The organism is Stutzerimonas stutzeri (assembly GCF_024448715.1).
Taxonomy (GTDB): Bacteria; Pseudomonadota; Gammaproteobacteria; order Pseudomonadales; family Pseudomonadaceae; genus Stutzerimonas; species Stutzerimonas stutzeri_AR.
The window spans coordinates 76007-95853 of record NZ_JAMOHZ010000001.1 but is presented as its reverse complement, the minus strand read 5'-3'; the positions used below and the strand labels follow the sequence as shown (position 1 = coordinate 95853).

The following is a 19847-nucleotide window of genomic DNA, read 5'->3' as shown; positions in this document are numbered from 1 at the left end:
ACCTATCGTTCCTTCCCCGTTAAGTTCACTTATCAAATTACCGTTTGTCGGATTTCATATAGGGGAAAGTTGGTGACTGCGTAACGGCAAGTTCAAAAAAATGACGGCACCATAGTTCAGGTCACGGTTGTTTTCAGCGCTCTAAACAGTTCTGCATTGATGTCACTACGCACAAGCAATATCAAACTAATATCATTCTTTTAGATCGACGGGTTATTGGCGCCCATAAACAGGCGAAATATATTCTCTTCATTTGGAAAACGAATTATAAAGGCACTCCCAAGACGCCGAAGCCGCCCCATTGGCCGTCTCGCAAACCAGGATTCGTTCTGTAGCTGTTTGCGTAACCCGGGTCGCTTGTTGATCAACCCGCCATTCCTCCGGCGCGCTGCGGTGCGCAATTGGATGTGCGTACTCACGGTGAGATAAATGCCTGTCATCACGTTTTCGAGTGTTCGTAAAAAGGCACTCATTTCCACGATTACCCTAACTGCATTGCTGGGCGTGCTGCCGATTGACAGCCCCGCGTTCGCAGCGACCGCGAACAGCACCCGCGTCTCGGGTATTTCTTACGCAGCGTTGATAAACAAGTACACCAACACGCTATGGCAGAACGGTTCGTGGCGCGCCTCGGCAGGCGTTTCCATTCGCGCTAGCGCAGCCAACATGGCCGCATTCAAGGCAGGCGGTTATGCGAAAACGGCAGATGGTCAGGTCCGCAAGATCACCTCGGTGAAGGTAGCTGGCGCAGACCTCAGGGTATTCATGGAAGGTCCGGCGTTTGATGGCAGCCTCGTGGGCTATCCAAAAAAGCTCAGCGTCAGCAATGCGGCCAGCGCGACGCCATTCAAATCGCAGCCCGCTATCGCTGAAGCGCCTGCGGCAAGTTATGCGGCGCTGATCAACAAGTTCACCAACAGCTACTGGTCCAACGGCTCGTGGCGAGCTTCGGCGGGTGTTTCGGTTGCCGCCACTTCACAGAACCTCGATGCGTTCGAAGTCGGCACTCGAGTTCGATTGGCTGACGGGCAGGAACGCACCGTCACATCGGTAAAAGCTGCAAGCGGTGCGCTGACCATATTCATGAATGGTGCCGTCCTGGATGGCTCGCTGGTTGGCTACCCGAACAAGCTCCGGGTGGCCGCTGCTCCGGCTTCATCCGCGCTAGCCGAAGCCCCGGCTGTGCAGCTGGTTGGCGTGGCGTTGTCCGGCGCGGCGTTCGGGCCATCGGTCCTGCCCGGCAAGCACGGCACCAACTACATTTATCCGGCCGAGTCGTATTACAAGAAGTACGCGGAGCAAGGGTTGAAGCTGGTTCGCCTGCCTTTTCTCTGGGAACGGCTACAGCCACAGCTAAACACGGAGCTCGACGCGGCGCAGTTGAAGCTGCTCACACAGTCTCTCGACTTCGCACAGAAGCATGGCGTCAAGGTCGTCCTCGACATGCATAACTACTACCGCTACTACAAGCAGCCGATCGGCTCGGAAACCGTACCGATCAAGTCGTTTGCCGATACCTGGAAGCGCATCGCGCAGAAGATCGGCAACCATCCGGCACTCAGCGGTTACGGCCTGATGAACGAGCCGAACACCAAGGGGCTTTGGCCTGAGGCAGCATTGGCTGCGGCCAAGGCGATTCGTCAGGTAGACCAGACCAACTGGATCTATGTCGCTGGCGACCGGTTCTCTAGCGCCTGGCACTGGCCTCAGTCCAACACCCAACTTATCGCTGACCCCTGGATGCGCGATCCGGCGAACAACCTGATCTTCGAAGCCCATATGTACCTCGATCGCGACACGTCCGGCATGTACAAGGACAAGACCGAAACCTTCGCGCCGGACCTGGGTATCACGCGCGCCAAGCCTTTCGTCGATTGGCTGCGGTCAAACAAGTTGCGCGGTTTCATCGGTGAAATAGGCGTACCGAACTATGCGCCCGATGCGATCATGGCGATGGATAACCTGCTTGGCTATCTGCGTGAAAACTGCGTTCCGGTCACCTATTGGGCCGGCGGCCCCTGGTGGGGTAACTACATTCTCGCCTTGGACGTATCGGGCGGTGCGGAGCAGCCACAACTGCCGGTTCTGAGGAAACACGCAGCCACACCGAACAGCTGTGCGGCCATAGGCGAACCGATGTAAGCCATTCGCCATACACTGCTTAACGGAAGGCCTGACACGCACTGCGTGTCAGGCCTTTTTTTGCCCTCGATTTCCTCTACCTAACAGAGAATTACGTTGGCCTGCTCCGTGTCACCCCGCGCTCAAGCAAGCGGAACCAATCGCCGAATCGGCGGGACGAACCCTTTATGTCTGAATCCAGGTACCTAAACGGCTGGCATGACTCGCGCCGAACACTCCGAGGACGAAAATGAAGGAAGGAATCTTGCTGGCCGCCACCGGCCTGCTGGTTGTACTGACCTGTTTGCCGCTCTGGAAAAATCCGGTCTGGTGGGTACGCGACCTGGATTTTCCCCGATTACAGCTGTGCGTACTGGCGCTCGTACTGCTGTTTGCCCAGGCGCTGTTTCTCTCCTATGCCGAACCCCTACAGATATTGCTCTCGGCTCTTTCGGTTGGCTGTCTGGCGTATCAGGCTTGGTGGATCATTCCCTATACCAGGCTGTGGCATCGTGAGGTGAAATCCGCCGATACGAGTCAGGATAAACCTCGTATTCGCGTCATGGCGGCCAACGTCCTGACCCCGAACCGACAGGCTGACAAGCTCAAAGCGCTGGTACGCGAGCATCGCCCCGATGTGCTGGTTACGCTCGAAACCGACCATTGGTGGGAGACGCAGCTGGACGAGCTGAGTGACCAATATCCGTACAGCATCCGTTGCCCCTTGGATAATCTCTATGGGATGCACGTCTGGTCGCGGCTTGCACTGGAAAATGCCGAAACGTGCTTCCTGGTCGAAGACGACGTGCCGTCAATGCACGCCAATGTCCGGCTGAACGACCAGCTGGCGATCCGCATGCATTTTCTTCACCCGGCCCCGCCCAGCCCCACCGAAAACGATGAATCGACCGAGCGCGACGTCGAACTGCTGGTGGTTGCGAAAAGCGTGCAGGACGACGAGGACACGATCCCGATCATCGTCACCGGCGACCTCAACGACGTCGCCTGGTCAGCCAATACGCGGCTGTTTCGCAAGATAAGCGGGCTGCTCGATCCGCGTGTCGGGCGCTGCATGGTCAACAGCTTCCACGCTCAGCACTGGTTTTTACGCTGGCCGCTGGATCACCTCTTCCATAGCCACCACTTCCAGCTGGTACGTATTCAACGGCTGCCGAAGTTCGGCTCCGACCATTTTCCCGTACTGGTCGAACTGCAATACGACCCTGCTCCCGAACAGCAGAGCTTACAAGGCGATGCGCAGGATGAACGTGAGGCTGCACAAAAGCTCGGCGAGGAAGGCGTTAGCGAATCTGAGGTGCCAGAGCCGGACAAGCACTAAAGCCGAGCCCCGCCTCTCGACCTTACCGCATCAAACGCGAATGCGGCAGTCGTCACGCCGGTTGCATATCGAAGCCGCACCGAAGCGATTCCAGGCATTGATGGTGGCGATTGCCAGCGTCAGGTTGACGCGCTCTGCCTCGCTGAACTGCTCGCAGAGCTGCTCGTATTCAGCGCTACCTGGGTGACCGCCGGACAACTGCGTGAGGTTTTGTTGGAGCTGGCTCCGCAATGCATCGCCGACAGGACCGCAAGCATCGGTGAGCTAACTAACCGCACAGATCATTGACAACCCTTGGATATCGCCGGTCGATGAGGTCGTTCGATCTTCATTCCTTTCTCTGCATCTCAGTTCATGGGAACAGAGCGTCCTGCTGACGAGTCTTCAGCAGTACTACCATCTCCATATGCATGTCGCTCTGTCTGAATTGCAGCGGGTCGCTTCGGTGCCGGGTGGCTCTCCGGCACTTGGTCGAGGGTCTACGCTCATTTTAGGCAGTTCGACATGAGATGACCGGCGCTGCGTTCAGAGGCGACTGGTCTTGGGGCGACTTTGCTGCTGGTTCACCCGCGATGCATCGCACGACAGAGGACAGGCAACATGAAGGCCACCACGCTCGGCATCAGGCTCGATGAGGCAACCTGTAATCGAATCGAGGCAGTTGCTCGACGGATCGATCGCACGCCGCAGTGGCTGATCAAGCAGGCGACGCTGAACTACCTGGAACAGCTCGAAAGCGGCACCGAACCTGTCAGCGCTTCAACCATCGAGCCCGCCGAGGACGACCTGGCGGTAGCCATCGAGTCGCGTAATCAGCCATTCCTTGAATTTGCCGAGAGCATCCTGCCGCAGTCCGTACTCCGCGCCGCCATCACCGCAGCCTATCGCCGCCCCGAACCGGAGGCGCTGCCGGTGTTGCTGGAACAGGCTAGGCTTTCGCCGGAAAAGGCCGACGGTACCCACAAGCTGGCGCTGCGCATCGCCGAGAAGCTGCGCAACCAGAAAAGTGCGGGCGGGCGCCAAGGATTGGTGCAAGGCCTGCTGCAGGAATTCTCGTTGTCATCCCAAGAAGGCGTGGCATTGATGTGTCTGGCCGAAGCGCTGTTGCGCGTACCGGACAAGGGCACCCGTGATGCGCTGATCCGCGACAAGATCAGCACTGGCAATTGGCAGCCGCACCTGGGCAACAGCCAGTCGGTGTTCGTCAACGCGGCGACCTGGGGCCTGATGCTGACCGGCCGGCTGGTGGCTACGCACAATGAACAGAACCTCTCGTCGTCGCTCAATCGACTGATCGGCAAGGGTGGCGAGCCACTGCTCCGCAAAGGTGTGGACATGGCCATGCGGCTGATGGGCGAGCAGTTCGTCACCGGCGAAACCATCAGCGAAGCACTGGCCAATGCGCAAACCATGGAAGCCAAGGGCTTCCGCTATTCGTACGACATGCTCGGCGAAGCGGCACTGACCGCAGGCGATGCGCGACGCTATTTGGCCTCGTACGAGCAAGCGATTCACTCGATCGGCATGGCGTCGCGCGGTCGCGGCATCTACGAGGGGCCGGGCATCTCGATCAAGCTATCGGCGCTGCATCCACGCTACAGCCGTGCGCAGTACGAACGGGTGATGGACGAGCTCTACCCGACCCTGCTTTCCCTGACCCAGTTGGCCAAGCGCTACGACATCGGGATCAACATCGACGCCGAGGAAGCAGACCGCCTGGAACTGTCGCTGGAATTGCTCGAACGGCTCTGCCTCGATCCATCGCTGAACGGCTGGAACGGCATCGGCTTCGTCATCCAGGCCTACCAGAAGCGCTGCCCCTATGTGGTGGATTTTCTGATCGACCTCGCCAAACGCAGCCGCCACCGCCTGATGATTCGCCTGGTGAAAGGTGCTTATTGGGACAGCGAGATCAAGCTGGCGCAGATCAATGGGCTGGAGGGCTATCCGGTCTTTACCCGCAAGGCCTACACCGATGTCTCTTTCATCGCCTGCGCGCGCAAGCTGCTCGCCGCGCCTGAAGCGATCTATCCGCAGTTCGCCACCCACAACGCACACACGCTGGCGGCGGTTTATCACCTCGCCGGGCAGAACTATTATCCCGGCCAGTACGAGTTTCAGTGCCTTCATGGCATGGGTGAGCCACTTTACGAGCAGGTCGTCGGCCAGGATCGCCTCAACCGGCCCTGCCGCATCTATGCACCCGTGGGCAGCCACGAAACCCTGCTGGCCTATCTGGTGCGTCGCCTGCTGGAAAACGGAGCCAATACGTCTTTCGTCAACCGCATCGCCGACAAAAGCATTTCCCTCGAGGAACTGGTGGCCGACCCGGTGGTTACTGTGGAAAAGATGCTGGCCGAAGAAGGCTCGCTCGGTTTGCCACATCCACGTATTCCGCTGCCGCGCCACCTCTACGGCGACGTCCGGCTCAATTCCTGCGGCATCGATCTGTCCAACGAGCACCGTCTGGCCTCGCTGTCCTCCGCACTGCTCGCCAGCGCGCATCAGGTCAACAGCGCAAAGCCGCTGCTCGGCTGCGACAGCGCATCGACGATGCAGACCGAACCGTTACTAAACCCAGCCGATCACCACGACGTGGTGGGCCAGGTGCAGGAAGCCAATGAAGGGGATGTCGACAACGCCCTGCGCTGCGCCGTGGAAGCCGCGCCGATCTGGCAGGCAACGCCGCCGCAAGAACGTGCATTGGCGCTGGAAAGAGCCGCCGATCTAATGGAACAGCGTATTCAGCAGTTGATGGGCGTGCTGGTGCGCGAGGCCGGAAAATCTTTCATCAACGCCATCGCCGAAGTCCGGGAGGCGGTGGACTTCTTGCGTTTCTACGGTGCCGAAGTGCGCAGCAATTTCGACAACGACACGCATCGCCCGCTCGGCCCGGTGGTGTGCATCAGCCCGTGGAATTTCCCGTTAGCAATCTTCACCGGCCAAGTGTGCGCCGCGCTGGGCGCCGGCAATACGGTGCTGGCCAAGCCAGCCGAACAGACCCCTCTGATTGCCGCGCTGGGCGTGCAGATTCTGCATGAAGCCGGCGTGCCGGCTGGCGCATTGCAGCTATTGCCGGGACGGGGCGAAACCGTAGGCGCGCGCCTAGTGGCGGATGAGCGCGTGCGCGGTGTGATGTTTACCGGCTCCACCGCAGTCGCCTCGATTCTGCAGCGCAGCATCTCCGGGCGCCTGGATACGCGTGGCAGGAGCATTCCGCTGATTGCCGAAACTGGCGGGCAGAACGCGATGATCGTCGACTCCTCTGCCTTGGCCGAGCAGGTGGTGATGGATGTGATGAACTCGGCCTTCGACAGCGCCGGTCAGCGTTGCTCGGCGCTACGGGTACTGTGCGTGCAAGAAGACGTCGCCGAGCGGGTCATCGACATGCTCAAGGGCGCCATGGCCGAGGCGCGCATGGGCAATCCGCAACGGCTGTCGGTGGATGTCGGGCCGGTGATCGATGCCGAGGCGCGCGACAACATAGAGCGGCATCTACAGGCCATGCGCGACAAGGGTCGTCGGGTGCATCAGATGGCGCGGGTCGATGAGGAGGAAATCGCTCGCGGCACCTATGTGATGCCGACGCTGATCGAGCTGGGGCACCTCGACGAGCTGCAGCAGGAAATCTTCGGCCCGGTGCTGCACGTGTTGCGCTATCGCCGCGCCGAACTGGATCAGTTGCTCGATCAGATCAATGCGGCCGGTTACGGGCTGACCCTGGGCGTGCACACCCGTATCGACGAAACCATCGCTAAGGTCATCGACCGAGCCAAGGTCGGCAATCTTTACGTCAACCGCAACATCGTCGGCGCGGTGGTCGGCGTGCAGCCCTTCGGTGGTGAAGGCCTCTCCGGCACGGGACCCAAGGCCGGCGGCCCGTTGTACCTGTATCGCCTGCTCTCGGCACGACCGCATGACGCACTACTGCGAGCGCTGGATTTCGGCGGCACGCAGACACCGCCCGAGATGCGCAGGCCGGCTGAACAAACCAAAGCCGCCAAGCTGTTCAGAGAATGGGCGCAGAAAAATGGTCGGACCGAAATATCGGCGCTGTGCGACCGCTACGCCGAACAATCTCAAAGCGGTAGTACACGGCTGCTCAATGGTCCTACTGGCGAGCGCAACAGTTATAGCCTTCTGCCTCGCGAATACGTACTGTGCCTGGCCGAAGACGAACATGACCTGTTAGCCCAGCTTGCCGCGGTACTAGCTGTCGGCAGCGAAGCGGTGATCACGGAAACGCCGCTCGGCAAGGAACTGCTCGACAAGCTGCCGCAAGAGGTGCGAGCTCGGATCACCCTTGTCACGGACTGGACCCGCGACGAGGTACGTTTCGATGGGGTGCTACACCATGGCGACGCCGATCAGTTGCGCGAGGTCAGCCAGCAACTGTCGCGCCGCAGCGGGCCTATTGTTGGCATAGAAGGCCTGGCCAAAGGCGAGACGGACATACCGCTGGAACGCCTGCTGATCGAGCGTGCCCTGAGCATTAACACCGCCGCGGCCGGCGGCAACGCCAGTTTGATGACCATCGGTTGAATCGCGGCGTGCTTAACGTGCAGGTCGCGGTGGCCGATTGAGTCGCTGACTGTGGACGCAACGCGACGCCGGACAGCAGTTCGGCTCGCTACAAAACCGCTACCACCTCGTATCGTTGGCGGCGCCCGTCCACCAGTACTTCAACCTCATCCCCGTCGCAACGACCTAGCAACGCCTGGCCCAGCGGTGAGCGTGGCGATATGACCAGCACATTCACGCCTTTATCCATCACTCGCAACCCGGCGGCGTCCGGGCCGAGGAACACCCAGCGGGATACACCTGCCTGCTCCAGCGAGACCAGCGCACCAAGTTTGATCGTCTCATCGAGCTGCGCGCGCACTGGCAAATTGCGGTAGCTGGTCAGCGCAGTCTCGATCTCATGCACGCGGCGGCGTTGACCGTCGGCCAGGTAGGCAGCTTCCAGACCGCGGGTGTCGTATTTATTCTCCGCCTTGCTCTCAGCGTGGGTCGCTGCCTCGTGAGAAGCTTTGAGGGCGTCTTTGGCGATGACGAGGTCGGCTTGTAGCTTTTCGATGATCAGCGTTTGGATGCGGGTCTTGTTCATGCGGGCTCGAATAAAGCAGTCATGACCTCTAGCATCGCATCGGCGCGAACCGAGAGCCACGACGTTTCGCCGCGCTGCGCCCGACATCTTTGCCGTGCCGGTGGGCGGCATCCTGGCCAGTGGTCGGCTGATCAATGAACTGAGGGCTGGAACGGGCTGTCCAGAGCTGAAGCGTCCGGATCAGTCGAATCGACTGCCAATATGCGCCTTCGAGGCAATATTTTTTAAAGAAACCGGAAATTTGCCGCAGGCGATGAAGCAAGACGCTGCTTATACTGACCTCCCTATTCCAACCTGGAGCCACCCCCGTGAATAAAGCCGAGTTGATTGAAGCGATCGCCACCTCCGCCGATGTCCCAAAAAGCACCGCTATTCGCGTACTGGATGCTTTCACCGAAAGCGTCACCAACACACTGCAGAACGGTGACAGCGTAACGCTGGTCGGCTTCGGCACTTTCGCCGTTAAAGAGCGCGCCGCTCGCGACGGTCGCAACCCGCAGACAGGGGCGACTATCAAAATCTCCGCGGCCAAGCTGCCAGGCTTCAAGCCAGGCAAGTCACTGAAAGACGCAGTGAACTAAGCACCTCGTATACCGGGCCGCTGACGTCCAGCCGGACGCAGCGCCTGTTCAAGACGCCTCGCTCCTCCCTTCTTTGTCTACCCCTCGCAAAATCGCTCCTCCTGAGCACTGTTGCCTTTGATTCCGTTAACTGCCGCCCTGAATCCCAATGCCTGCGCCGTTATGGAGGCTGCCGCTGTGCCACCCTACAAAACTGAATCTCATTGCCTGCCGTTGCGGGAGGCTTGCGCTGTGCCCCAAGACAAGTAGGGTGGGCTTCAGCCCACCGCCGACTCTGTCCAGGCAGCTGAATCACTTATCCCGATCGATGGCAAAACCCGACCACGCCTGACGCGACGGCATGATTTCCAGCCGGTTGATGTTGATATGCGCCGGCAGCGTAGCGACATAGAAAATTTGCTCGGCGATATCTTCGGCGCTCAACGGTGTGGTGGTGCTGTAGAGCGCGTCAGACGCGGCCTGATTGCCCTTGGTACGAACCAGGGTGAACTCGGTCTCGGCCATGCCCGGAGCGATATCGGTGACCCGCACGCCCGTAGCAATCAGATCGCAACGCAAGTTGTAGCTGAACTGCTGCACGAAGGCCTTGCTGGCGCCATAGACGTGGCTGCCTGGGTATGGCCACTGACCGGCGACCGAGCCGATGTTGACGATGCTGGCGCCTTTGCCGGTCTCGATCAGCGTGGGCAGCAGTGCGTGGGTGACATTGACCAGGCCGGTGATATTGGTATCGATCATGGTGTGCCAATCGTTCAGATCGGTCTTCTGCGCCGGCTCCGGGGCCAGTGCCAGGCCGGCGTTGTTGACCAGACAGGTCACAGCGCGGAAGCCTTCGGGCAGCTGCGCGACCACCTCACTCACCGCTTCGGCCTTGCGCACGTCGAGCGTGGCGACATGCACCGGCACCTTGACGCCAAGCTCCTCTTTCAACGCATCCAAGCGCTCGGAACGGCGCCCGGTGAGTACCAGAGACCAGCCCGCCTCGGCAAAACGACGAGCAGTTGCGCGCCCGAACCCAGAAGTTGCACCGGTGATGAAAACGACCTTGCTGTTCATGCTTTTCCTCTTCGATTGGCGATGCTCGTAGAAGCACCGCGATGGGTATCGGCTGTCTATAGTCCTTCGGCAGCCTGAAAATTTCGAGCAGTTTTCCGACCTGTGCGGTAACCGAGGCGGTGGCAAACGTCGTGGATGGGCAACCCCTTGAACCATTGGGGTTTTCGTTTCGGCAACACTTTAAACCGCAGGCCATCAGTGTATTTCTGCAGAGTTGCTATGCGGCGACCCGCATTGATATAGACAAATTTGCATTCTAGGATCAGGGCAGCTTGATCAATTATTTACTCGATAAGAACAACTAACAGGACCCGTCATGACCCAGCCAATTGCCATCCCAACAGTCAAACTCCTGATCGGCGGTGAGCTGGTCGAGTCCTCTACCACCGAATGGCGTGACATCGTCAATCCGGCTACTCAGGAAGTGCTGGCGCGGGTGCCCTTCGCCACCGAAGCGGAGATGAACGCCGCCGTTGCCAGCGCCAAGGAAGCTTTCAAGACGTGGCGCAAGACGCCGATCGGCACGCGCTCGCGGATCTTCCTCAAGTATCGGCAGCTGATCCGGGAAAACATGAAGGAGCTGGCCGCAATCCTCACCGCCGAACAGGGTAAGACCCTGCCCGACGCCGAGGGCGATGTGTTCCGCGGCCTGGAAGTGGTCGAGCATGCCGCCGGCATCGGAAACCTGCAGCTGGGCGAGTTGGCCAACAACGTCGCCACTGGCGTCGACACCTATACGCTGCTGCAACCGCTGGGCGTTTGTGCCGGCATCACCCCGTTCAACTTCCCGGCGATGATTCCGCTGTGGATGTTCCCGATGGCCATCGCCACTGGGAACACCTTCGTGCTCAAGCCATCCGAGCAAGACCCGATGGTGACCATGCGTCTGGCCGAGCTGGCGATGGAAGCCGGCGTGCCGCCGGGCGTGCTCAACGTCATTCATGGTGGCGCCGATGCGGTGAACATGATCTGCGATCACCCAGACATCAAGGCCGTTTCCTTCGTTGGTTCGACCAAGGTCGGCACCCACGTCTACAACCGCGCCAGCCAGGCCGGCAAGCGTGTGCAATGCATGATGGGCGCCAAGAACCACGGCATCATCATGCCCGACGCGCACAAGGAGCAGACGCTCAACAACCTGCTTGGCGCAGCGTTCGGCGCGGCGGGTCAACGTTGCATGGCATTGTCGGTGCTGATTCTGGTCGGCGAGGCGCAGAACTGGTTGCCGGATCTGGTGGCCAAGGCCAAGACGCTGAAAGTCAACGCGGGTGCCGAAAACGACACCGATCTCGGTCCGGTTGTCTCTTGCGCAGCGCTGGATCGCATCAGCTCGTTGATCGAGCGCGGCGTTTCGGAAGGTGCCGAGTTGGTACTCGATGGGCGCAATCCACAGATCGCCGGTTACGACAAAGGCAACTTCGTTGCGCCGACCATCTTCTCCGGAGTGAAGCCTGATATGAGCATCTACCGCGAGGAAATCTTCGGCCCGGTGCTCTGCGTGATGCAGGTCGACACCCTCGACGAGGCCATCGAACTGATCAATGCCAACCCCAACGGCAACGGCACCGCCCTCTTCACCCGTTCCGGCGCCGCAGCCCGGCATTTCCAGGAAGAGATCGACGTTGGTCAGGTCGGCATCAACGTACCGATTCCGGTGCCGGTGCCAATGTTCTCCTTTACCGGCTCGCGTGCCTCGAAGCTCGGCGACCTCGGCCCGTATGGCAAGCAGGTGGTGCAGTTCTACACTCAGACCAAAACCGTCATTCAACGCTGGTTCGACGAGAACGAAGTTGGCGGGCCGGTGAACACCACCATCAACCTCAAGTAACGCAATCGGCGCCGCGCATCAGCGGCGCCGCCTTTTCGCCACCCACAACCAGTCGCCACTAACAAGAAGAAGGAAACGGCCATGTATATCGGTTTTCTCGGACTTGGCAACATGGGCGGGCCCATGGCCCATAACCTGCTCAAGGCCGGCCATCAGGTCAGCGTTTTCGATCTATCCGCCGCCGCGGTTTCCGGGCTGGTGGAAGCCGGCGCGAAGGAAGCGACCTCGCCCGCTGCGATAGCAAAGTCGGGTGTCGAGAGCATCATCACCATGTTGCCCGCGGCCGCGCATGTGCGTCAGGTCTATCTTGGCGACGATGGACTATTGGCCCACGTACCGGCCGGCGTATTGCTGATCGACTCCTCTACTATCGATCCGATGAGTGCGCGTGAAGTTGCCGCAGCGGCAGCCAATAATGGCAATCCCATGCTCGACGCGCCGGTTTCCGGCGGCACTGTCGGCGCGGCAGCCGGAACCCTAACCTTCATGGTCGGAGGTAGCGAAACGGACTTTCAAAAGGCTCAGCCGATCCTCGCAGTAATGGGCAAGAACATCGTCCACTGCGGCGGCAGCGGCAACGGCCAGGTGGCCAAGGTTGCCAATAACCTGTTGCTCGGCATCTCCATGATCGGCGCCGCGGAAGCCATGTCTCTGGGCGTCGCGCTGGGAATGGATGCCAAGGTGCTGGCTGGCGTGATCAATTCCTCCAGCGGACGCTGCTGGAGTTCCGAGATCTACAACCCGTTTCCCGGTGTGGTGGAAAACAGCCCGGCCTCGCGCGACTACAGCGGCGGCTTCGGCACCGATTTGATGCTCAAGGATCTTGGTCTTGCCAGTGAAGCGGCCAAGCAGGTGCGCCAGCCGGTTATCCTCGGTGGTCTCGCGCAGCAGCTGTACCAAGCTTTCAGCATGCAGGGCAACGGTGCGCTGGACTTCTCCGCGATCATCAAACTCTACCGCCAAGAGGATCGAACATGACCCAGGCAGAGGCGCCGGTACTGATCGAAATTCGCAACCGCGTCGGCTATCTCACACTCAATCGTCCAGCCGGCCTGAATGCCCTGACGCTGCCCATGGTGCGCACCCTTCATCGCCAGCTGCAGGATTGGGCCGACGACCAGGACGTAGTCGCCGTGGTCCTGCGCGGCGCCGGTGAAAAAGCATTCTGTGCCGGTGGCGATATCCGCTCGCTGTATGACAGTTACCAGAACGGCGAAAATCTGCACCGTGAGTTTTTCGAGGAAGAGTACGCCCTCGACCAATACATCCACGCCTACAGCAAACCGCTGCTGGCATTGATGAATGGCTTCGTACTTGGGGGCGGTATGGGCCTGGTCCAGGGCGCTTCGCTGCGAGTGATCTCCGAGCGCACGCGAATGGGCATGCCGGAAGTCGGTATCGGATATTTCCCCGATGTCGGCGGCAGCTACTTCCTGCCGCGCCTGCCCGGCAACCTCGGCATCTATATGGGCGTGACCGGCAATCACGTTGGATCGGCCGATGCGCTCTACGCGGGGCTTGCCGATTATTGCGTGCCGCATGAGCGCTTTGCAGAACTGGAACAGCGCCTCGATGAGCGGGACTGGAGCACGGCACCTCGTGCAGAACTGACCGCCCTGCTCGCTTCCATGGGAAGCACCGAGTTGCCCGATGCGCCGTTCAAGATGCTTTTCCCAGCCATCGAAAAGCATTTCAGCCACGACAGCATCGCTGCCATCCGCGAATCGCTGGCTGGCGAAACCCGCGCCGAGTACCGCGACTGGGCCGCCGAAACGCTGAAGCTGATCGAAAGCCGCTCGCCGCTGTCCGTCAGCGTCACCCTGGAAATGCTGCGTCGCGGCCGGAAGCTTTCCCTGGCCGAGTGCTTTCGCATGGAGCTGCATCTGGACCGGCAGTGGTTCGACAAAGGGGACATCATCGAAGGCGTGCGCGCACTGATCGTCGACAAGGACAAGAGTCCGCGCTGGAGCCCGCCTACGCTCAATGAAGTAACACCGCAACGTGTTGCTGATTTCTTCGCGGGTGCCTGAGGAGGATCAATGCAAGACATCGAACTGAGCGAAGAACAGCGGATGATCCGTGACATGGCGCGCGACTTCGCCCGCGCCGAGATTGCCCCCAAAGCTCAGGCCTGGGAACAGGCCGGCTGGATCGGCGACGAGACGGTAACCCAGCTGGGCGACCTCGGCCTTCTCGGCATGATCGTCCCCGAGCAATGGGGCGGCACCTATATCGATTACGTCGCCTACGCGCTGGCCGTCGAGGAAATATCGGCGGGTGACGGCGCTATCGGCGCGCTGATGAGCATTCACAGCTCGGTCGGCTGCGGCCCCATCCTGAAATACGGCACACCGGAACAACAGGACGAATGGCTGCCGGATCTCGCCGCTGGCCGTGCCATCGGCTGCTTCGCCCTCACCGAACCCCAGGCCGGCTCCGAAGCGCACAACCTGCGCACCCGCGCCGTGCTGGAAAACGGCGAATGGGTGATTAACGGCGCCAAGCAGTTCGTCAGCAACGGCAAGCGCGCCAAGATCGCCATCGTTTTCGCGGTCACCGATCCGGAGCTGGGCAAGAAGGGCCTGTCGGCGTTTCTCGTACCCACCGATAACCCCGGCTTCGTCGTCGACCGCCTGGAAAGCAAGATGGGCATCCGCGCCTCAGACACATGCGGCGTGACCCTTCGCGACTGCCGCATCCCCGAAGCCAACCTGCTTGGCCCGCGCGGCAAAGGCTTGGCGATTGCGCTGTCGAATCTCGAAGGCGGCCGTATCGGCATCGGCGCACAGGCGCTCGGAATCGCTCGCGCGGCGTTCGAAGCGGCGTTGGGTTATGCCCGTGAACGCATCCAGTTCGACAAGCCGATCATCGAGCACCAGAGCGTGGCGAATATGCTCGCAGACATGCATACCCGGCTCAACGCGGCGCGCCTGCTGATTCTGCATGCGGCGCGCCTGCGCAGCGCCAACCTGCCGTGCCTGTCGGAAGCGTCCCAGGCCAAGTTGTTCGCCTCGGAAGTGGCCGAGTACGTCTGTTCCAAAGCCATGCAGATCCACGGTGGCTACGGCTATCTGGAGGACTATCCGGTCGAACGCTACTACCGCGACGCGCGAATCACCCAGATTTACGAAGGCTCCAGTGAGATCCAGCGCTTGCTGATCGCGCGCGAGTTGAATAGCTATGGGTTGTAATTGAATCTCGTGAAGCGAGTCGGATTCCCAAGACTAAACATAAAGTCAGTGCGGTAGAGGATCGCCAGCAAGCTGGCTCCTACAAACGCGTGGCGAGTCAACGAGACCTGTAGGAGCCAGCTTGCTGGCGATCAAAGGCCGGCGCACGCAGACGGCCACAACAAACAGTATTCCGAGCGGCAGATGCCGGCCACCGCGGACCGACATCAAGACAACAATAAAAAGGATACGAACATGCTCAAAGGTACGATGCAGCAGACCCCGCTGATGATCAGCGGCATCCTGACCCACGCGGCCGCGGCCCATGGTGACCGGGAAATCGTTTCGCGACTGGTCGACGAGCCTCAATGGCGCTACGACTACACAGGTCTGGCGAGGCGTGCCGGCCAGGCCGCCGCGATGCTGCAAAGCCTTGGCGTCAAATCTGGCGACCTGGTGTCATCAATGGCCTGGAACACCCATCGTCATTTCGAGCTGTTCTTCGCTGTGCCCGGTATCGGCGCCGTCTTGCATACTGCCAATCCGCGTCTATCCGACGAGCAAATCATTTATACGCTGAACCACGCCGGCAGCGGTGTTCTGCTGTTCGACCGCAGTTTTCTCGCCGTGGTCGAGCGTGTGCGGCCCCGGCTGGAACACATCCACACCTTCATCATGCTCTCCGACGCCGAGCGCACCGAGCCGGGTGAAGTGGGTGCGCTCAGCTACGAAACGCTGCTCGCCAAGGAGCAACCGATCACCGACTGGCCGCAATTCGACGAGAATGCGGGCGCCATGCTCTGCTACACCTCCGGCACCACCGGCAACCCGAAGGGCGTGGTGTATAGCCACCGCTCCGTCGTGCTGCATGCCATGGCCGCGGGCCTCACTGGCGCCTTCGGCTTCTCCGCGTTCGACTGCATCATGCCTTGCTCCTCGCTCTACCACGCCACTGCCTGGGGCGTGCCCTTCACCGCCGCCATCAACGGCTGCAAGTTCGTCCTGCCCTGCGACAAGATGGACGGCGCCAGTTTGCAGGAGCTGATCCAGGCCGAAGGCGTCACCTTTTCCGGCGGCGTACCAACCATCTGGAACATGTACCTCAATTATCTGGAGCGCACTGGCGAGTCCACTGGTGAGCTCAAATGCCTGGTAATTGCCGGCTCGGCCGTACCCAGGGCCCTGGCCGAGAAATTCGAGACGCAATACGGCGTCAGCGTCCGCCAGCTCTGGGGCATGACCGAAACCAGCCCGCTTGGTGTGGTCGCCACCCCGACGCCCAAGCTCGCCGCCCTGGGCGAAGCCGCCACCAACGAGGCCATCTGGACCCGCCAGGGCCGCCTGCAGTTTGGCATCGAGTTGAAGATCGTCGACGAAGCGGGCAACGAGTTGCCACACGACGGAATCAGCTCCGGCGCACTGCTGGTGCGCGGCCCCTGGACGGTCGAGCGTTACTTCCGCAGCGAAACCACCGCGCTGGACGAGAACGGCTGGTTCGACACCGGCGACATCGCCACCCTCGACCCCAACGGCTACATGCGCATCACCGACCGCAGCAAGGACGTGATCAAGTCCGGCGGCGAATGGATCAGCTCCATCGATATCGAAAACATCGCCGTGGGTTGCCCCGGCGTACGCATCGCTGCGGTCGTCGGCGTAACGCATGAGAAATGGGAAGAACGCCCAGTCCTCATCATCGAACCGCACGATGACGCCGATATCTGCGCCGAGGCGGTGCTCGCCTACCTCGAACCACAGATCGTCAAATGGTGGATGCCCGACGCGGTAATCATCGCCGCCGTGCCGCTCACCGCCACCGGCAAGATCGACAAGAAAACTCTGCGCGATCGCTACCGCTCGCACCTCGTCGACATGCCGGCGAGTGAAGCGAGTGCGGCGAGTATGTAGTCAGCCACTGACCGCAGGATGGACAGGTTGCGGGGCCAAGCTGGCTGCAATCCCTTGGGTTGCGCTTGCGCGGCCCGCCCCATCTCTGTTGCTTACAGGCCGCCGACGGTTCCGGCTCAACGCGCGACATAAGCGCCTCGGCCGCTACGCTTAGGAGCTATTCATGCCATCTGAAAATGCCCAACCCCGCCGAGGCCCGCTGGTTGGCCTGCGCGTGCTGGAATTCGCCAGCATCGGCCCCGGTCCGCATTGCGCGATGCTGCTGGCCGATCTTGGCGCCGAGGTGCTGCGCATCGAACGTGAGGGCGGCAATGGCTGGCCGAATCCGGTCGTCGATCGCGGTCGCAAGCGGTTGACGCTGGACATCCGCAGCGATGCCGGACGCGAGCGTTGCCTGGCGCTGGCGGAAAACGCCGACGTATTGATCGAAGGCTTTCGCCCCGGTGTGATGGAGCGCCTGGGTCTCGGGCCGGAGCAGGTTCATGCGCGCAATCCAAGGCTGGTCTATGGCCGCATGACCGGCTGGGGCCAAACCGGGCCGCTAGCTAAAAGCGCCGGACACGACATCAACTATCTGGCGCTTACCGGTGCACTTGCGGCAATTGGTGGACGCGAAGGCCCGGCCATTCCGCCGCTCAACCTGGTCGGTGATTTCGGCGGCGGCTCGCTGTACCTCGCGTTCGGCATCATGGCTGCGCTATGGGAGCGGGAACGTTCGGGCAAAGGACAGGTGGTCGATGCGGCAATCGTTGATGGTGTGTCATCGATGATGAGTTTCTTTGCAGGACTCTTGCCCAGCGGCGCAATTTCCCTTGAGCGCGACCGTAATCTGCTGTCCGGTGCCGCCCCGCATTACCGCTGCTACACCTGCGCCGACGGCCGCGACATCTCCATCGGGCCACTGGAACCGCAGTTTCTTCAGGAATTGATGCAACGAATCGATGCTCCGGCAAGCCTGCGCCAAGGTTGCGCCGATCGCGCCGACTGGCAGGAACAAAGCGAACAGCTCGCCACGCTGTTTGCCAGCAAAACCCAGGCCGACTGGTGCGCCCTGCTCGAAGGCAGCGACGCCTGCTTCGCGCCGGTGCTCACGCTGGAAGAAGCTGCGCAGCACCCGCACATGCAACAGCGCGGCGTCTATCGCGACATCGACGGCGCTCTGCACGCCGCACCGGCGCCGCGTTTTTCGCGAACGCCGGGCGCAATTAGGGATTCGGAAGAGGATGCGACAGGCTGGGATTGATGAGCACCAGAATCACTCGATTGCGGTGGGCTAAAGCCCACCCTACCTAAGCGACGCGGATCATCCATGGCGCCCCGCACCCACGCAGAAACTGTAGGGTGGGCCGGGCGGCGCTCTGCTTCAGCCCACCAAAGACGGCAGTATCACCCGTTGCGGTGGGCTAAAGCCCACCCTACGCGAGACCCGGAGCAGCCCGGACGCCGGCATGCCGACACAAGCCCGTAGGGTGGGCTTCAGCCCACCAGGACCCCATGACGCGCATATTAGTGAGCTAAAGCGGAGCGCCTTCCGGCCCGCCCTACTAGGAGCGGAACGGCCTGATGGCCCTCACGACGCCCGAACCGCTTCTCGGGCTCACTCCCCCAAATTGCGCGCAATCACTAACCGCTGGATGTCGCTCGTGCCTTCATAAATCTGGCAGACCCGCACGTCGCGGTAGATGCGTTCCACCGGAAAATCCTTGAGATAGCCATATCCACCCAGCGTCTGGATCGCCGCCGAGCAGACCTTCTCGGCCATTTCCGAGGCGAACAGCTTGGCCATGGATGCTTCAACGAGTGCAGGCTGACCGGCCTCGCGCAGTGCGGCGGCGTGCAACACCATCTGCCGAGCGACGGCGATCTGGGTTGCCATGTCGGCTAGGCGGAAGGCAACGGCTTGATGTTCGGTTAACGCTTTGCCGAACGCCTCACGCTCACGCGCGTAATCGCGGGCCGCTTCGAAAGCCGCGCGGGCCATGCCGACTGACTGCGCCGCGATGCCGATGCGCCCGCCTTCCAGATTCGCCAAAGCGATGCGGTAGCCCTCGCCCTCCTCACCCAGGCGTTGGGACTCGTGCACCCGCATGTCCTCGAACGCCAGTTGGCAAGTATCCGAGGCATGCTGCCCGAGCTTGTCCTCGACGCGCACCACCTGATAGCCGGGCGTGTCGGTGGGCACGATAAAGGCGCTGATGCCGCGCTTGCCGGCGTCCGGATCGGTCACGGCAAAGACGATCACCGTGCCGGCGTGCTGGCCCGAGGTGATGAATTGCTTGGCGCCATTGATCACGTACCCATCGCCGTCACGCCGGGCGCGGGTGCGCAAGCTACTGGCATCGGAGCCCGCGTGCGGTTCGGTCAGGGCGAAGGCGGCGATCTGCGCGCCGCTGGCAAGAGGCGTCAGGTAGCGTTGCTTTTGCTCCTCATTGCCGAAACGCAGGATCGGCACGCAACCCACCGAGTTGTGCACGCTCATGATGGTCGAGCAGGCACCGTCACCGGCCGCGATCTCTTCCAGCGCCAGCGCATAGGCGATATAGCCGGTGTCACTGCCGCCCCACTGTTCTGGGCAGAGCATGCCGAAGAAACCGAGCTCGGCCATTTCGCCAATCGCCTCGGCCGGGTAACGATGTTCACGGTCCCAGTCGGCGGCGAAGGGTTTCAGCCGCTCCTGGGCGAACTGCCGGGCCATGTCGCGAATGCTGGTTTGGTCTTCATTGAGCAGCATGGCAGA

14 protein-coding genes are annotated in these 19847 nt (G+C 61.1%); 10 read left to right on the top strand and 4 right to left on the bottom strand.

The window, feature by feature from the left end:
• Positions 1 to 429: 429 nt before the first annotated feature.
• On the top strand, positions 430 to 2142 hold the full coding sequence (locus NAV33_RS00405) for a glycoside hydrolase family 5 protein (RefSeq protein WP_255975768.1): 1713 nt from the start codon (positions 430 to 432) through the stop codon (positions 2140 to 2142).
• Positions 2143 to 2371: 229 nt separating this feature from the next.
• On the top strand, positions 2372 to 3460 hold the full coding sequence (locus NAV33_RS00400; RefSeq protein ID WP_255975765.1) for an endonuclease/exonuclease/phosphatase family protein: 1089 nt from the start codon (positions 2372 to 2374) through the stop codon (positions 3458 to 3460).
• A gap of 30 nt (positions 3461 to 3490) precedes the next feature.
• Here the strand turns inward: NAV33_RS00400 and NAV33_RS00395 are convergent, their stop codons facing one another.
• Entirely contained in the window at positions 3491 to 3691 is a 201-nt protein-coding gene (locus NAV33_RS00395) for a hypothetical protein (protein ID WP_255975763.1), read from the bottom strand.
• 369 nt (positions 3692 to 4060) lie between these two features.
• Between NAV33_RS00395 and putA the strand changes: the two genes are divergently transcribed.
• Positions 4061 to 8002 (top strand): trifunctional transcriptional regulator/proline dehydrogenase/L-glutamate gamma-semialdehyde dehydrogenase, encoded by a 3942-nt coding sequence (gene putA / locus NAV33_RS00390; protein ID WP_255975761.1) that lies wholly within the window; start codon positions 4061 to 4063, stop codon positions 8000 to 8002.
• 88 nt (positions 8003 to 8090) lie between these two features.
• Here the strand turns inward: putA and NAV33_RS00385 are convergent, their stop codons facing one another.
• On the bottom strand, positions 8091 to 8567 hold the full coding sequence (locus NAV33_RS00385; protein ID WP_255975759.1) for a GreA/GreB family elongation factor: 477 nt from the start codon (positions 8565 to 8567) through the stop codon (positions 8091 to 8093).
• A gap of 308 nt (positions 8568 to 8875) precedes the next feature.
• Between NAV33_RS00385 and NAV33_RS00380 the strand changes: the two genes are divergently transcribed.
• Positions 8876 to 9148, top strand: a complete 273-nt coding sequence (locus NAV33_RS00380) for an HU family DNA-binding protein (protein WP_255975756.1) — start codon at positions 8876 to 8878, stop codon at positions 9146 to 9148.
• A gap of 291 nt (positions 9149 to 9439) precedes the next feature.
• On the opposite strand, the gene NAV33_RS00375 is transcribed toward NAV33_RS00380, so the two are convergent.
• Positions 9440 to 10204 carry an SDR family NAD(P)-dependent oxidoreductase gene (locus NAV33_RS00375; protein ID WP_255975754.1) on the bottom strand — a complete coding sequence of 255 codons (765 nt, stop codon included), beginning with the start codon at positions 10202 to 10204 and terminating at the stop codon, positions 9440 to 9442.
• 316 nt (positions 10205 to 10520) lie between these two features.
• Between NAV33_RS00375 and NAV33_RS00370 the strand changes: the two genes are divergently transcribed.
• From NAV33_RS00370 to NAV33_RS00345, 6 genes are all read left to right on the top strand, one after another.
• A complete protein-coding gene (locus NAV33_RS00370; RefSeq protein WP_255975752.1) occupies positions 10521 to 12032 on the top strand; it encodes a CoA-acylating methylmalonate-semialdehyde dehydrogenase in 1512 nt (503 codons plus the stop codon).
• Between the two features lie 81 nt (positions 12033 to 12113).
• Positions 12114 to 13010 carry a 3-hydroxyisobutyrate dehydrogenase gene (gene mmsB / locus NAV33_RS00365; RefSeq protein ID WP_255975750.1) on the top strand — a complete coding sequence of 299 codons (897 nt, stop codon included), beginning with the start codon at positions 12114 to 12116 and terminating at the stop codon, positions 13008 to 13010.
• On the top strand, positions 13007 to 14062 hold the full coding sequence (locus NAV33_RS00360) for an enoyl-CoA hydratase/isomerase family protein (RefSeq protein WP_255975748.1): 1056 nt from the start codon (positions 13007 to 13009) through the stop codon (positions 14060 to 14062). Before mmsB ends, NAV33_RS00360 begins: the two co-directional genes overlap by 4 nt.
• 9 nt (positions 14063 to 14071) lie before the next feature.
• On the top strand, positions 14072 to 15223 hold the full coding sequence (locus NAV33_RS00355) for an acyl-CoA dehydrogenase family protein (protein WP_255975746.1): 1152 nt from the start codon (positions 14072 to 14074) through the stop codon (positions 15221 to 15223).
• Positions 15224 to 15457: 234 nt separating this feature from the next.
• Positions 15458 to 17110: a long-chain fatty acid--CoA ligase gene (locus NAV33_RS00350; RefSeq protein WP_423836619.1), complete on the top strand. Its 1653-nt coding sequence runs from the start codon at positions 15458 to 15460 to the stop codon at positions 17108 to 17110.
• A 163-nt stretch (positions 17111 to 17273) separates the two neighbouring features.
• Positions 17274 to 18353 (top strand): CaiB/BaiF CoA transferase family protein, encoded by a 1080-nt coding sequence (locus NAV33_RS00345; protein ID WP_255975744.1) that lies wholly within the window; start codon positions 17274 to 17276, stop codon positions 18351 to 18353.
• Between the two features lie 354 nt (positions 18354 to 18707).
• Here the strand turns inward: NAV33_RS00345 and NAV33_RS00340 are convergent, their stop codons facing one another.
• Positions 18708 to 19841 carry an acyl-CoA dehydrogenase gene (locus tag NAV33_RS00340; RefSeq protein ID WP_255975743.1) on the bottom strand — a complete coding sequence of 378 codons (1134 nt, stop codon included), beginning with the start codon at positions 19839 to 19841 and terminating at the stop codon, positions 18708 to 18710.
• Positions 19842 to 19847: the final 6 nt, after the last annotated feature.